Raw genomic sequence first — 13,888 nt, 5'->3', positions numbered from 1 at the left:
AGGCTCCCGGTAGATGACCGGGTTGACAGGCCGGATGTGGAAGCGCAGTAATGTGTGGAGCTGACCGGTGCTGATAGGCCGAGGACTTGCTCACGAAGGTGTTACGCACCCACTATACGATGTCTGAGACAACAACCTATGGGTTGTTGATTCCAGAATATTGTGTGTCAACGCAGTTGGCGCCCTTTGGTTTTTCCCGCGGGTTCGTGGGAACGAGGGTTGTCGGTGGCGATGGCGGGGAGGGTCCGCCCGGTCCCATTCCGAACCCGGTAGCTAAGCTCCCCAGCGCTGATGGTACTGCACTCGCTAGGGTGTGGGAGAGTAAGACACCGCCGACACATACCTTAGAACGGGGCCGATTGATCCGATCAGGATCAATCGGCCCCGTTTTGTGCTTCCGAGCTCGACAGCCTCCGGTTGGTGGTCGAGACTTGCGGCCGGAGTCCGGGCGGAAGGGGCACGGGAGTGAACGAGGACGATCTCCGGTCGTTGCTGGGCGAGCTGACGGTGGAGGAGAAGGCCCGGTTGGTGACCGGGGCCGATTTCTGGACGCTGCACCCCGAGCCGAAGGTCGGTTTGCGCCGGCTGGTGCTGTCGGACGGCCCGAACGGGGTCCGCGGCACGACGTGGGACGAGCGCGACACGTCCCTGCTGCTGCCGGTGGCGTCGGGTCTGGCGGCCACCTGGGACCGGGACGCGGTGACGCGCGCGGGTGAGCTGTTCGGTGACGAGGCGCTGCGTCGCGGTGTGCACGTGGTGCTGGCGCCGACGATCAACCTGCACCGGAGTCCGTTCGGGGGCAGGCATTTCGAGAACTTCTCCGAGGATCCGCTGCTGACCGGCGTGCTCGGTGCCCGGATCGTCGCGGGCATCCAGTCGCGGGGCGTGGCGGCGACGCCGAAGCACTACGTGGGCAACGAGAGCGAGACCGAGCGCTTCACCTACGACGCGGTGATCGACGAGCGGACGCTGCGCGACTGCTACCTGGAGCCGTTCCGCAGGATCGTCGACGAGGCGAGCCCGTGGGCGATGATGGCGGCCTACAACTCGGTCAACGGGCACACGATGACCGAGCACTCGTTGCTGGTCAACGAGGTCCTCAAGGCCGAGTGGGGCTTCGACGGCGTGCTGGTGTCGGACTGGTTCGCGACCCGCACCTGCGCCCCGGCCGCCAACGGCGGGCTGGACCTGGCGATGCCGGGACCGAAGAGCCCGTGGGCCGACGGCGCGCTGGCGAAGGCCGTCGGTGACGGCGAGGTCGCCGAGCAGGTCCTCGACGACAAGGTCCTGCGCCTGCTGCGCCTGGCCGACCGGGTGGGTGCTCTGGGCGAGGAGCCGGAGAAGCCGGCGGACGACGGTCCGCCGGAGCGGGCGCGCGCGGTGATCCGCGACCTGACGGCGCGCGGTTTCGTGCTGCTGCGCAACGAGAAGTCGCTGCTGCCGCTGGACCCCGGCATCACCAAGATCGCCGTGATCGGCGAGAACGCCACCTTCCCCGCGGTGCAGGGCGGGGGTTCCTCGCACGTGAGCCCGCCGCACGTGGTGACGCCGCTGGAGGGACTGCGCCAGGCGCTGCCGAACGCGGAGATCCAGTACCGGCGCGGGGTCCGGCACCGCAGGCTGCTCGACCCGATCCTGCGCGAGGAGATCGAGGACCCGCGCGGCGAGGGCACCGGGCTGCGCGTGGAGTACCTGGGCGAGCAGGGGGACGTGCTCGGCAGTGAGCTGCGGGGTGCGGAACGGCTGATCTGGCAGGTCGGCGCGATGCCCGAGGGCACTTGCAAGCTGCGGATGAGCGGGAACCTGGCGCTGGAGCCGGGCGAGCACGTGTTCGGCGTCAACGGCACCGGGCACTTCCGCGTGGAGATCTCCGGACGCGAGGTGCTGACCGCGGACGTCGCGAGCGACGGCGAGGCCGACGACCCGCTGGGGGACATGCTGGCCCCGCCGGAGCAGCGCTTCAACGTCGTCCTGGTCGACTCGGACGTGAACGCGAAGGGCCGGGCCTGCCTGACGGTCGAGTTCACGCCGCAGAACATCGACGCGGACCTGATCTGCGCGGGCCTCGGGTACCGCCCCGAGCGCTGGGACGACGCGACGGAGCTGGAGGCGGCGCTGCGGGCGGCGCGGGACTGCGACGTCGCGGTGGTCGTGGTCGGCACCAACGACGAGGTCGAGACGGAGGGCCGCGACCGCACCTCGCTGGATCTGCCGGGGCAGCAGGACGAACTGGTCGCGAAGGTCCTGGAGGCGAACCCGAACGCGGTCGTGGTGGTCAACGCAGGCAGCCCGGTGCTGATGCCGTGGGCGGCCGAGGCCTCGACGGTGCTGTGGACGTGGTTCGGCGGTCAGGAGTACGGCGACGCGCTCGCCGACGTGCTGCTGGGCGCGGCGGAACCGGGCGGCAGGCTGCCCACGACGCTGCCGGCCGAGCTGGCCGACGTGCCGGTGCCGCTGCCGGGCGTGCAGCCGGTGGACGGGATGCTGCGCTACTCCGAGGGTCCGCTGATCGGCTACCGCGCCTACGCGGACCGGGGTGTGGCACCGGGTTTCCCCTTCGGGCACGGGCTCGGGTACACGAGCTGGTCCTACGACGCGGTGTCGCGCGACGGCGACGCGGTCGTGGTGAAGCTGCGCAACACCGGCGACCGCGCGGGCCGCGAGGTGGTCCAGGTCTACGCGGCGGATCCGCTGCGGCTGGTGGGGTTCGCGGTGGTGACCGCGGAGGCGGGGGCCGAGGCGGAGGTGACCGTGCCGGTCGAACCCGAGGACGGGGACCTGCGGGTCGGACGCAGCGTCGGCGACCTCCGCCTCGACGTCGTGTCCTGACGGCGTCAGGGCTGGGCGACGAACTTCTCCAGGTCGTCGAGGACGAGCCCGGCGGCGATCGGGCCGAGCCCGAGGTACCAGGTGTCGTCGGGGACCTCGACGGCCTTGCCGTTGCGCACGGCGTTGAGCGTCGTCCACTGCACGGAACCGGTCACCTCGCCCATCTGCCGCCGGGCGTTCTCGCCGTAGGCGCCGTAGAACAGCAGGTCGCCGTCGGCCTGCGAGATCTGCTCGCGGCTGAGCTTGGTGAAGGTCTTGTCGCCGAGCTGGTTGTCGGGCCGGTTGAACCCGGAGTCGGCGAGGATGGTGCCGATGAACGACCCCTTGTTGTAGAGCCGGATGTCGCCGGGGATGAACCGCAGCATGCTGACCTCGCGGCCGGCGGCCTGCTTGCCGATCTCGGAGACGCGGGCCTGGTAGTCGGCGAGGATCTTGTCGGCTTCGGCGCGCTTGCCGAGGGCGTCGGCGTCGAGGAGGAAGTTCTCCTTCCAGGTCTTGCCGACGGTTTCGGCGAAGACGGTGGGCGCGATCGTGCTGAGCGCCTCGTAGTGCTCGTCGTCGCGGGTCTTGCTGGACAGGATCAGGTCGGGCTTGAGGGCGGCGATCTTCTCCAGGTTGGGGGAGCCGATGGTGCCGACGATCTCGACGTCGCCCGCTTTCTCGGCGAGGTAGGGCTGGATCTGGGTGTTGGCGTCGGGCAGCACGGTGGCGATGGGCTTGACGCCGAGGGCGAGCACGGAGTCGAGTTCGCCGGTGTCGAGGACGACGACGCGCTGCGGCGTTCCGCTGACGGTGGTCTGGCCCTTGGCGTGCTGGACGACGCGGGACTGCGGGGGCGGCGGTTGTTCGGAGGCCGGTGAGCCGCACGCGGCGACTCCCAGGGCGAACACGGCTGACAGCGCCGCGAGAAGTCTGCGATGACGCAGCATGGGGACACCCAATCTGTCGGGATCGTGCAAAAGTTTGGGTAGCCTAACCTGGCAAACGGGTCCCGAGAAGATGTCCGGCTTGTAATAGTGATCATTAGCAGCGACAACTGTCAGCGCCTGCTTACCAGCGGTTTTCGGGCTAGAGCATCGCCAGGAACATGTGCGCCATCGAGCCCGAGAGCACGAGTTCGATCAGCGAGCGGGCCCGCGGCGGCGGGGTCCGCAGCAGGTCGGTGGCGGCGTACCCGGCGGCGAGCGCGCAGTAGCTCATCAGCACCCAGGCGAGCAGCGGGAGCACCAGGCCCGGGGTCTGCGCGGCGACGGTGACCGTCCCGTGGTGATGGCCGACCGCGACGAGCGGGGCGCCGGCGGGGCCGGTCTGCTGCCCGGCGAACATGTAGGCCATCGCCAGCGATCCGATGGCGTGGTGCAGGAACGAGATCGTCCGCGTGCGCGCCGCGCGGAACCCCAGCCAGCAGCCGAACACCGCGAACGGCGCGGCCATCAGGGGCGAGGGGGCCAGGTACATCGCGATCATGCCGAGCCCCATGAGCAGCTGCGCGACGTCGACGTGGCAGAGCGGGTGCTTGCGCAAGCCGATCCGCAGCAGGGCCGTGGCCGTGGCCGCGATGACAGTGCCGGTCATGACCTGCTCGAACATGCTCCTCCACCGCCGCCGGAGCCGTGCCGTGATCGATTGTCGAGATCGCGGACGCCCGCAGATACCGCCTTGCGAGCGGACTTCCCGGCCGGCGCCGGTGACCCGCCGTGGCGGAGTCCTCTGTGGAGGGTCAGGAGGCGTTGCGGTGGACGAACTCCTCCAGCGAGACCGACACCTCCCCGCGGGTGTCGCTGTGCCGGGTGCAGTAGACCGTCGGGTACCACCCGGTCTCCTGCCAGGCCTCGGGGAGCTTGAACGGGTGGCACCCGTCGTCGACGGCCCCGGTGCGCAGTCCGTCGAGCCACTCGGCGGTGATCATCGGTTCGAAGTAGGTGACCTCGCGGTTCCAGGTCCCGTAGATCCAGGTGTGCCGGAACGGCTGCCCGTTGAACTCGGGTGCGGTCTTGTCGACGAGGTGGTTGCCCATCGCCGGTTCGATCGCGTCGGCGTCGCTGAAATCGGCCGGGACGTAACGGGAATCGGGAAGCCGCTTGCCGAGCGCGTAGTCGTCGCAGTGCACCAGCTGCGGGCACGGACCGGTGCGGATGGCCAGCCGCTCGGCCTCGTCGTTGAGGTAGAAGTGCACGTCGTAGTGCGGTTGGTCGTAGAAGCCGAGCGGGATGTGCCCGTGCGGGTTCCAGTTCTCGAGCACGTAGGTGAACGGGAAGTCGGGTTGCTGCTGCGCCCGCTCGCCGAGTTCGAGCTTCTGGCCGTAGCCGCCGGAGCACTCCTCCACCGGGTCGGTGCTGCCGTCGCCGTTCTTGTCGAAGCACAGCGTCCCGTCGGTCGGCGGGTCGTGCGGCAGTCCGCTGAAGCTCGCGTCGGTCATCCGCACGCCGATCGACACCGGCCGCGCGCCCAGGAACTGGGTGTAGGCGGTGATCCGCCCGTCGCCCAGCGGCGCGGACTCGCCGTACTCGGCGCACGGGCCCCGGTAGGACGGTGTCTCGGCGATGAGCCGGTCCACGGCCTGCTCGGGCAGCAGCAGCGTCTGCTCCCGCTCGCCCACGGCGCACACCCACTCCAGGGCGCCGCCGGAGGCTTCGGGGGCGTCGGCGGAGGCGGTGGCGACCCCGCTCGCGGCGAGCGCGAGCACCCCCGCGGACGCCACCAGCAGTCGGATCTTCATGGTCCCTCCGCTCGACGAGCCGCTGAACCACGCCAGCGTCCCGCCGGTCCCTGTCCTGGCGCTTTCATCCGAGGGGCGGGGAGGGAATGAAAAAGCGCCCTCGGCCGGAAAGGCGGAGGACGCTTCGTCGTGTGCGCCAACAGGGACTCGAACCCCGAACCCGCTGATTAAGAGTCAGCTGCTCTGCCAGTTGAGCTATTGGCGCTGGCCGCGCCGGGTCTCCCCGGCAACGCGAAAAAGATTAGCACGGGCCTGGAACGGCCTGTGCAGCAGGGTTGTCTCGTGTTCCGGGGCACAATTCGGCGGATCCGGAAAACGAAAAAGACCCGCCGGGAAGGCGGGTCTTTCGCTGCTGTGCGCCAACAGGGACTCGAACCCCGAACCCGCTGATTAAGAGTCAGCTGCTCTGCCAGTTGAGCTATTGGCGCTGGCGTGTCCTCCGGGGTTTCCGTCCGGTCTCCCTGGCGACGTCGAAAACTCTAGCACGGCCGTGCGGAGGGCTTCCGGCAGGGGGTCGCTCGGGCGGGGGTGGCGACCCGCGGTGCGCGAGGACCAGGCGGAATATGACACAACGTGCGGACCCGGTCGCTGCACGCACGGTCGGGCGATTACGGCACACTGGTCGTTAGGCGCAGATGTGCTTTGTGACGGGACGGATAGTTGCCAATGACTGAAAGGTGTAACCCGGTCGGGTTTCTCTCGCGGGTTGGCCGTCCGACGGCTGGGCTGGTCGTCGGGCTGGTGGGGTCGCTGGTCGCCGGGTGCAGCGGCGGCGGGGGTGCGGCAGCCGAGCAGGAGCAGGGCCCGCAGGCCCCGGTGGTGCAGTTCGCGCCGCAGAACGGGGCCAAGGACGTGTCACCGCTGGACCCGGTGACGGCGAAGGTCAGCGGCGGCAAGATCGTGGACGCGAAGCTGACGAACTCCGACGGCAAGGAGGTGCCCGGGCAGATCTCCCCGGACGGCGTGAGCTGGACGTCGGCGGAGAAGGCCGGGTACGGCAAGACGTACACGCTGGCGGTGACGGCGCAGGGCGAGGGGCCTGCGATCACCAAGCAGTCGACGTTCACCACGATCGAGCCGAAGGCGCAGACCTACGTCTCGATGATCCCGCTGGACGGCGAGACGGTGGGTGTCGGCCAGCCGCTGGTGTTCCGGTTCAGCAAGAACGCTCCGGCGCCGGACAAGGCGAAGGCCGAGGAAGCGATCAAGGTCGCGACCGAGCCCGCGGTGGAGGGCGCGTTCTACTGGTTCAACAGCCGCGAGGTGCACTGGCGGCCGAAGGACTACTGGCAGGCGGGCACGACGATCTCGATCGACGTCAACGCCTACGGCCACGAGTTCGGCCCGGGCTTGTGGGGTGAGGAGGACCGCAAGGCCACCATCACCATCGGCGACCGGGTGGTGCTCAAGGCCGACGGTGCTTCGCATCAGATGAGCGTGGAGAAGAACGGCCAGGTCATCCGCACGATGCCGGTGGCGCTGGGCAAGCCGGAGTTCCCGTCGAACAACGGCATCCACGTGGTGACCGAGCACCACCGCAAGAAGATGATGGACTCCACGACCTACGGCCTGCCGCTGGAGGCCGGCGGCTACCAGACGGAGGTCGAGTGGGCGGTCCGCATCTCCAACGGCGGCGAGTTCCTGCACGCGGCCCCGTGGTCGGTCGCCGACCAGGGCCACCGCAACGTCAGCCACGGCTGCATCAACATGAGCAACGAGAACGCCGAGTGGATCTTCAACCTGCTCAAGAAGGGTGACGTGGTCGAGATCACCAACTCGGGCGGCCCGGACCTCCGCTCCTGGGACGGCTTCGGAGACTGGCAAGTCCCCTGGGACCAGTGGAAGAAGGGCAACAGGTAAGACGAACTGAGCAAAGCGACTGCGTCAGCCAAGCGACGCAGTCGCTTTCTCTTTACCCAAACCCCGTCAGGCAACCGGCGAAGCCGGTTTCTCAGTACCCCACCCCAGCAACCGGCACCGCCGCGGGTTCTCAGACGTCTTCTGGGGAGGACAGCCGCAGCGCCGTGTATTGGCATACATAAGTCGCGGATCCCGGACCCAGAAGGCGTCTGAGGTTCCGCTACCCGCACCGCCAAGCACAGGGACCACAGAGTCGTGTCAGTGAAGCAAGCCACCAACCAAAAGACGCTGTGGAAAGAAAAAGACCCGCCCCTCATGAAACATGAAGAGCGGGTCTCTCAAAGGGTGAGTGACGGGAATCGAACCCGCGACACCTGGGACCACAACCCAGTGCTCTACCGACTGAGCTACACCCACCTCGGCCGCTCGGACCGCGCCCTGCCGGGCCCCGTCCGGAGCAACGGAAACCATCCTAGCGTGTGCCCGCGAGGGGTTTTCCACCGGCTCCGGTTTTCGCGTCCGAGCAGCTCAGCGAGGGGTCAGGACTCCTCGCGGGCCTTGGTGGTGCCGCTTATGCCGCCGGGGTCGTCGAGCAGTTCGGCGGCGACGGCTTGGGCCTGCTCGCTGCTGGGCCCGGGGTGGGGGACGAACGCGGTGCGCCGGTAGTAGGCGAGTTCGCGGATGGATTCGCGGATGTCGGCGAGGGCGCGGTGGGCGAGTCCCTTCTCCGGCTGCGCGTAGTAGATCCGCGGGTACCAGCGCTTGCAGAGCTCCTTGACGGAGGAGACGTCGACCATCCGGTAGTGCAGGTGGGCGTCGAGCTGCGGCATGTCGCGGGCGATGAATCCGCGGTCGGTGGCGATGGAGTTGCCCGCCAGCGGTGCGGACCGCACGTCGGGCACGTACTCGCGGATGTAGTCCAGCACCTGCTGCTCGGCTTCGGCGAGGGTCACGCGGGAGGCGCGGACCTCGTCGGTGAGCCCGGAGCGCGCGTGCATGTCGCGCACGACTTCGGGCATCCCGGCGAGGGCGTCGTCATCGGCGTGGATGACGATGTCGACGCCGTCGCCGAGGATGTTGAGGTCGGCGTCGGTGACCAGGGCGGCGATTTCGATCAACGCGTCCTTGCCGAGCTCCAGCCCGGTCATTTCGCAGTCGATCCACACTAGACGGTCATTCACTCGACGCAGCCTAACTGCCGCGACCCGGTGATCGCGGCAAGAGTGTCTTGATCGGTACGTGCGGCTATTCCTCCAGGTGGGTCCGCAGCTCGCGGGGGACGACCTTGCCGGTGGGGTTGCGCGGCAGCTCGTCGAGGAAGACCACGTCGCGGGGGACGGCGAACTTGGAGACCTGTCCGCGCACGTGCTCGCGGATCTGCTCGGCGTCGAGGGCGCCCTTCTCGCGGGGCACGACGAACGCGGCCAGGCGCTGGCCGAAGTCGGCGTCGTCGACGCCGATGACGGCGGCTTCGGCGACCCCGGACAGGCCGGTGATGGCGTCCTCGGCTTCCTTGGGGTAGATGTTCTCGCCGCCGGAGATGATCATGTCGTCTTCCCGGCCTGCGATGAACAGCCGCCCGGAGCGGTCGAATCGTCCCAGGTCACCGGTGGACATGAGGCCGTCGAGGCGTTCCCGGCTGTTGCCGTTGGTGTAGCCGTCGAACAGCATGTCGTTGCCTGCGAAGATCCGCCCGGTCTCGCCGCGGGGGACGGGCGCGCCGTGGTCGTCGAGGATGCGCACCCGGGTGCCGCGCGGCGGCCGCCCGGCCGAGGACGGCGCGGCGCGCAGGTCGGCGGGCGTGGCGATGCTGACCCAGGAGACCTCGGTGGAGCCGTAGAGGTTGTAGAGCACCGGGCCGAAGGCGCGCTGGAAGCGGGTGGCCAGGTCGCCGGGCAGCGCGGAGCCGCTGGCGGCGACGATCCGCAGCGAGGAGGTGTCGAACCGCTCGCGCTCCTCGGCGGGCAGGTCGAGGATCCGCTGCAGCATCACGGGGACGCCGAACATGCCGCCGACCCGGTGCCGCTGGATGGTGCGCAGCGTGTCCACGGCGTCGAACTTGCGGCGCAGCACGAGCGTCGCGCCGAGCACGGCGGAGAGCTGGAACCCGGCGATGGCCCAGGTGTGGAACAGGGGTGCGCTGAGCAGCACCCGCTCGCCGGCGCGCAGCGGGATGCGGGAGAACACCGCGCCCGCGGGGTTGAGGCTCGGCGGGTCGGGGCGGCGGGCGCCCTTGGGGGTGCCGGTGGTGCCGGAGGTGAGCACGATCAGCCGCGAGTGCCGCTTCGGCCGGGGGAGCTTCGTGGCGGACTCGGTGGCGATGAGGTGGTCGAGCGTGTGGTGCTCGGTGGGCCCGTCGGCCCAGCCGAGGACGACGTCGAGCCCGCTGGGCAGGTCCTGGAGGTGCCCGGTGAACTCCTCGTCGAGGACGAGCAGGCTGACCTTCTGCTCGGCGAGCACGTCGGCGAGCTGGCGGGTGCTGAGGCCGACGTTGAGCAGGACGACGTCGACGCCGAGCTTGGCGGCGGCCACGATGACCTCGACGGGTCCGTGGTGGTTGCGGGTGAGCACGCCGATGCGCGTCTTGCCGGGCACGCGGTCGCGCAGCGCGGCGGCGAGCCGGGTGGTGCGGGTGGCGAGCTCGGCGTAGCTGAGCGCGCCGCGCTCGTCGATCACGGCCGGCCGGTCGGGGTGCCGGGCGGCGCCGACGGCGAAGCCGAGCGGCAGGGTGATGCCCCAGCGCCGGTACGCCAGGGCGATGCGGACCAGCTTGTCGGGCCGCATCGGCCGCACAACGCCCTGCTTGACCAGCACGAACAAGGTGTGCAGGGCCGGTGCGGCGTGGTTGGTCAGAAAGCTCGGCAGTCGCCGCAGGAAGCTCACTCGGTCACCCCTCGTCGCGAAACCTACTCGGGAGTAGATTGTGCCGTGCGTAATCCTCCCGGCCAAGCCCTCCGTGTCGAGTATCCCGTTCCTGCGATCACGAGGTGGTCGCGACGGCGGCGCGGCGGGTGAGGGGGGGAGCCTCCACCCGCCGCGCCGACCCCCGGTTCCCGGTCGGCGCTACTCCGCCGCGTGGACGACCGCGTCCCGCAGGGCCGCCCGCAGGCGGCCGACCTCCAGCGGCGAGAGCACCGCCGTCTCGCCGGGCGGCGAGACGATCACGACCTGGCCGTGGTTGACGAACACCGACATGTCCTGTCGCCTGCCGGCGACGTCGCGGCAGCTGACGTGCCACTGCTGGTTGGGCCCCACAGTCCCAGCCTCCCTGTGCCGATCCGCCTTGGTGCGGTGGAAGCCGCGCACCGCGCGCTTCCGGTGTAGGGACGCACGGGCCCGAGGCGCATGACGGCACTGCGGCGAAATCACGTGACGACGCCGTGGAACGCGTTCTGGCCTGCGGCTCCCCGGACACGACTCAGGGGCGACCCCACAACGGGAATCGCCCCTGAGCCGGTGCTGTTAGCCGGTACCACTCGTCCGGCGTCGACATTGATCAGACCGGGCGAACCTTCAGCCCGGCGGCCTCGGCGGAGAGCACGACCGCGCCTTCGAAGTCGGCGATCGGCAGCTCGTCGCGCACCAGGCGGTGCGGCGCCTCGGAGGCCTGGACGCGGATCGTGCCGGTGGTGACCGACTGCTCGGCCAGGTCCTGGCCGCCGAACTGCACGCTCAGCTGGTTGCCGGAGACCGTCGCGGTCAGCCAGCCGCCCTCGATGACCTGCTCGGAGCCGTCGAAGGACACGGTCAGCCGACCCTCGGCCGGGTTGTCGCCGCGGACCGCGACGTGCGAGAGCGCGACGTCCCGCTTGCCGGACTCCTCGCCGGCCAGCGCGATGACATCCCTGGTGACCTCCTCGGCCGGCTCGGTGCCGGGCTTGGGGGTCAGCACCGGGGCGCGCAGCTGCGCGGCCAGCCGGTAGGGCTGCCACGAGCCGGCGCCGATCAGGTTGACCACCGCGCTGACCGCCACGTCGGTCAGCAGCCGGTCACTGCCCGGGGCGGGCGTGACCTCGATCGCCGGCACGTCGCGCCGGGACAGCAGTTCGCGCAGCGCCTTGGCGCGCTGCCGGCTGTTGCGGTCGAATCCGCGGGTGATCGCCACCGTCCCCGATCCGGCGGCCGCGACGGCGGCCTCGGTCAGGTCCGCTAGCGGCGCCCAGATCTGCGCCGGGTCCTGAGCAGGACGCTGCCGGCGCGAGCGGGCGAAGCCTGGGGCATCGGTCGTGGTTTCCATCGCCCTCCACTTTAGTCTTCGAAGAAGGGTGACCTCGCCTTCCGGTGGGCGCTTTCACGGTGTGAAATCGATCGCCATCGCACTGCTCCATCGGGGTGGCTTTTCCCTCCGGCGGGCTCATCCGCTGCGTCATTCGCCGCATCCTGGCTGCTCGTCGAGGCGGGGGGCCGGAGATGACCGATCTGCACCTGCCGGGCGCGCGGCCCGGCCCGGACCGCTGGGTGGTGGTGCGGTGGCTGGTGCCCGACGGCAGCCGGGTGCGGGCGGGGCAGCCGCTGGCCGAGCTGCGGCCCGCCGAGGCCGATGCCCCCGGGATCCGGGTGCGGGCGCTGGCCACCGGGACGGTGTGGCACCAGGTGCGGGCGGGGGAGGTGCTCAGCGTCGGCCAGGTGCTCGGGCTGATCGACTGAACCGCGCGGGACCGGGGGTTGCCCTGGGTTGTTAGGTTGGTGCCAGTGACGCGGGGTGCCCCTGGCCGGGGCTGAGAACAGACCCGTTGAACCTGACCTAGCTCGTACTAGCGGAGGGACGTCATGGCCCCCAACGTGCTGACCATCGCCGGGACCGACCCGAGCGGTGGTGCCGGTATCCAGGCCGATCTCAAGGCCTTCTCCGCCAACGGCGCCTACGGCATGTCGGTGATCACCGCGCTGGTCGCGCAGACCACGACCGGGGTGAGCCGGGTGCAGGAGGTCCCGCCGGACTTCATCACCGACCAGCTGGTGACGCTGCTCGACGACGTCCGGGTGGACGCGGTCAAGATCGGCATGCTGGCCAACGCCGAGGTCATCCGCGCGGTCGCGGCCGTGCTGGACCGCTACGCGCCGCGGTTCGTGGTGCTGGACCCGGTCATGGTCGCCAAGAGCGGCGACCGGCTGCTGGCGCCGGAGGCCGTCGGAGCGCTGCGCGATGAGCTGCTGCCGCGGGTGGACCTGATCACGCCGAACCTGCCGGAGGCCGCCGACCTGCTCGGCGAGGCCGAGATCGCCTCTCCCGAGCAGATGCCTGCGCAGGCCGAGCGGCTGGCGGGGCTGGGCGCCAAGCAGGTGCTGCTCAAGGGCGGGCACCTCGACGGCGAGACCAGCGTCGACCTGCTCCACGGCGACGGGCTGGCCGAGTTCCTCAGCAGCGAGCGGGTGGCCACCACCAACGATCACGGCACCGGCTGCACGCTCTCGGCGGCGATCGCGGCGCTGCGCCCGCAGCGCGCGGACTGGCTGGAGGCGGTCCGCGAGGCCAAGCAGTACCTCACCGACGCCCTCCGCGCCTCGGAGCGCCTCGACGTGGGCCGGGGTCACGGTCCGGTGCACCACTTCCACCGCTGGTGGTGACAGTTTTAGCCATAATTGACCGGACATTTCGGAATTTGATCATGGACAGTTCTGGCTAAAACTGTCCGACTCCCGGACCCACCGATCTCTGCGAGGGTTTTCATGAGCACCTTGCCCGCACCGCCCGCCGGGGGTTTCTGCGCCGAGGCGTGGGAGCGCACCGCCGGGCTCCAGAAGGCGATCGAGGACCACCCGTTCAACGTCGCGCTCGCCGACGGCAGCCTGCAGCGGGACGTCTTCGCCTTCTACATCGTCCAGGACGCCCGCTACCTGGTCGGCTTCGCGCAGGCGCTGTCGGCCGCGGCGGCCCGCGCCGATGACGCCGCGGACGCGGCGTTCCTGGCGGGTGCCGCGCAGGGCGCGCTGGTCGAGGAGCGGCGGCTGCACGCCGGCTACGTCGAGGAGTTCGGCCTGACCGACGAGGAGATCGCCGGGATCGACACCTCGCCGTCGTGCCTGGGCTACACCTCGTACCTGCGGGCCTGCGCGCTGACCGAGTCCTACCCGGTGCTGCTGGCGGCGATCCTGCCGTGCTTCTGGGTCTACCAGCACGTCGGCAGCACGATCCTGGACGCGACCGGCGACATCGAGAACCACCCGTACAAGGCGTGGATCACCACCTACGCCGACGACGAGTTCGCCGAGGCCGTGCTGTCGGCGCGCGAGCTCACCGACAAGGTCGCGGCGCGCGCCGACGAGGCGACGCGGGAGCAGATGTTCGCCGCGTTCACCCGCGCGACCGAGTACGAGTGGCTGTTCTGGAACAGCGCCTGGGTCAAGGAGAGCTGGCCGACCGCGAAATTCCTTGCCTGACAAGGATTTCGCGTCTCGCTCGCGCTGACGGCGGCTCATCCGGAGTGGTGGGTCGTCGTCCTCTTCGGATAACTCACAAGCGTGATTCGCGTTGTGATA

At 69.9% G+C, this 13,888-nt stretch carries 12 protein-coding genes, 3 tRNA genes, 2 rRNA genes and 1 riboswitch; of the genes, 7 read left to right on the top strand and 10 right to left on the bottom strand.

Annotated elements, in window-relative coordinates:
- From BM424_RS28000 to BM424_RS27990, 3 genes are all read left to right on the top strand, one after another.
- Positions 1-94 (top strand): 23S ribosomal RNA (locus BM424_RS28000); the annotation flags it as partial.
- Positions 95-221: 127 nt separating this feature from the next.
- Positions 222-338: ribosomal RNA gene (gene rrf / locus BM424_RS27995) — 5S ribosomal RNA — on the top strand.
- A gap of 127 nt (positions 339-465) precedes the next feature.
- Positions 466-2,829 (top strand): glycoside hydrolase family 3 protein, encoded by a 2,364-nt coding sequence (locus BM424_RS27990; RefSeq protein ID WP_093424284.1) that lies wholly within the window; start codon positions 466-468, stop codon positions 2,827-2,829.
- Between the two features lie 5 nt (positions 2,830-2,834).
- Here BM424_RS27990 and BM424_RS27985 read toward each other — a convergent pair whose 3' ends face one another.
- The 5 genes from BM424_RS27985 to BM424_RS27965 form a co-directional block, all read right to left on the bottom strand.
- The gene (locus BM424_RS27985) at positions 2,835-3,758 is read right to left on the bottom strand and encodes an ABC transporter substrate-binding protein (protein ID WP_093424281.1); all 924 of its coding nucleotides are present in this window, start codon (positions 3,756-3,758) and stop codon (positions 2,835-2,837) included.
- Between the two features lie 139 nt (positions 3,759-3,897).
- Positions 3,898-4,419 carry a DUF5134 domain-containing protein gene (locus BM424_RS27980; RefSeq protein WP_093424279.1) on the bottom strand — a complete coding sequence of 174 codons (522 nt, stop codon included), beginning with the start codon at positions 4,417-4,419 and terminating at the stop codon, positions 3,898-3,900.
- A gap of 130 nt (positions 4,420-4,549) precedes the next feature.
- Positions 4,550-5,548 carry a hypothetical protein gene (locus BM424_RS27975; protein ID WP_093424276.1) on the bottom strand — a complete coding sequence of 333 codons (999 nt, stop codon included), beginning with the start codon at positions 5,546-5,548 and terminating at the stop codon, positions 4,550-4,552.
- A 132-nt stretch (positions 5,549-5,680) separates the two neighbouring features.
- Positions 5,681-5,753 (bottom strand) — tRNA-Lys (locus BM424_RS27970).
- Between the two features lie 150 nt (positions 5,754-5,903).
- A tRNA-Lys gene (locus BM424_RS27965) sits at positions 5,904-5,976 on the bottom strand.
- Between the two features lie 313 nt (positions 5,977-6,289).
- Between BM424_RS27965 and BM424_RS27960 the strand changes: the two genes are divergently transcribed.
- Positions 6,290-7,408 carry a L,D-transpeptidase gene (locus BM424_RS27960; RefSeq protein WP_245776184.1) on the top strand — a complete coding sequence of 373 codons (1,119 nt, stop codon included), beginning with the start codon at positions 6,290-6,292 and terminating at the stop codon, positions 7,406-7,408.
- A gap of 344 nt (positions 7,409-7,752) precedes the next feature.
- Here the strand turns inward: BM424_RS27960 and BM424_RS27955 are convergent.
- The 5 genes from BM424_RS27955 to BM424_RS27935 all read right to left on the bottom strand — a co-directional run bounded on the left by BM424_RS27955 (position 7,753) and on the right by BM424_RS27935 (position 11,645).
- A tRNA-His gene (locus BM424_RS27955) sits at positions 7,753-7,825 on the bottom strand.
- Between the two features lie 122 nt (positions 7,826-7,947).
- Positions 7,948-8,589 carry an oligoribonuclease gene (gene orn, locus BM424_RS27950; RefSeq protein WP_093424271.1) on the bottom strand — a complete coding sequence of 214 codons (642 nt, stop codon included), beginning with the start codon at positions 8,587-8,589 and terminating at the stop codon, positions 7,948-7,950.
- A 64-nt stretch (positions 8,590-8,653) separates the two neighbouring features.
- Entirely contained in the window at positions 8,654-10,291 is a 1,638-nt protein-coding gene (locus BM424_RS27945; RefSeq protein WP_342742660.1) for an AMP-binding protein, read from the bottom strand.
- A gap of 180 nt (positions 10,292-10,471) precedes the next feature.
- Positions 10,472-10,663 carry a hypothetical protein gene (locus BM424_RS27940; RefSeq protein WP_093424269.1) on the bottom strand — a complete coding sequence of 64 codons (192 nt, stop codon included), beginning with the start codon at positions 10,661-10,663 and terminating at the stop codon, positions 10,472-10,474.
- Positions 10,664-10,904: 241 nt separating this feature from the next.
- Positions 10,905-11,645: a hypothetical protein gene (locus tag BM424_RS27935; protein WP_093424266.1), complete on the bottom strand. Its 741-nt coding sequence runs from the start codon at positions 11,643-11,645 to the stop codon at positions 10,905-10,907.
- Between the two features lie 173 nt (positions 11,646-11,818).
- Here BM424_RS27935 and BM424_RS27930 point away from each other — a divergent pair, with 173 nt between their 5' ends.
- From BM424_RS27930 to tenA, 3 genes are all read left to right on the top strand, one after another.
- Positions 11,819-12,055, top strand: a complete 237-nt coding sequence (locus BM424_RS27930; RefSeq protein ID WP_093424264.1) for a biotin/lipoyl-containing protein — start codon at positions 11,819-11,821, stop codon at positions 12,053-12,055.
- Between the two features lie 41 nt (positions 12,056-12,096).
- Positions 12,097-12,191: riboswitch (TPP riboswitch) on the top strand.
- On the top strand, positions 12,179-12,976 hold the full coding sequence (gene thiD / locus BM424_RS27925; RefSeq protein ID WP_093424261.1) for a bifunctional hydroxymethylpyrimidine kinase/phosphomethylpyrimidine kinase: 798 nt from the start codon (positions 12,179-12,181) through the stop codon (positions 12,974-12,976). It overlaps the preceding riboswitch by 13 nt.
- 102 nt (positions 12,977-13,078) lie before the next feature.
- Positions 13,079-13,789, top strand: a complete 711-nt coding sequence (gene tenA / locus BM424_RS27920; protein WP_093424259.1) for a thiaminase II — start codon at positions 13,079-13,081, stop codon at positions 13,787-13,789.
- The last annotated feature ends 99 nt before the right edge of the window (positions 13,790-13,888 follow it).

This window comes from Saccharopolyspora flava, from assembly GCF_900116135.1.
GTDB classification, from domain to species: domain Bacteria; phylum Actinomycetota; class Actinomycetes; order Mycobacteriales; family Pseudonocardiaceae; genus Saccharopolyspora; species Saccharopolyspora flava.
This window is presented reverse-complemented; position numbering and strand designations above follow the sequence as displayed.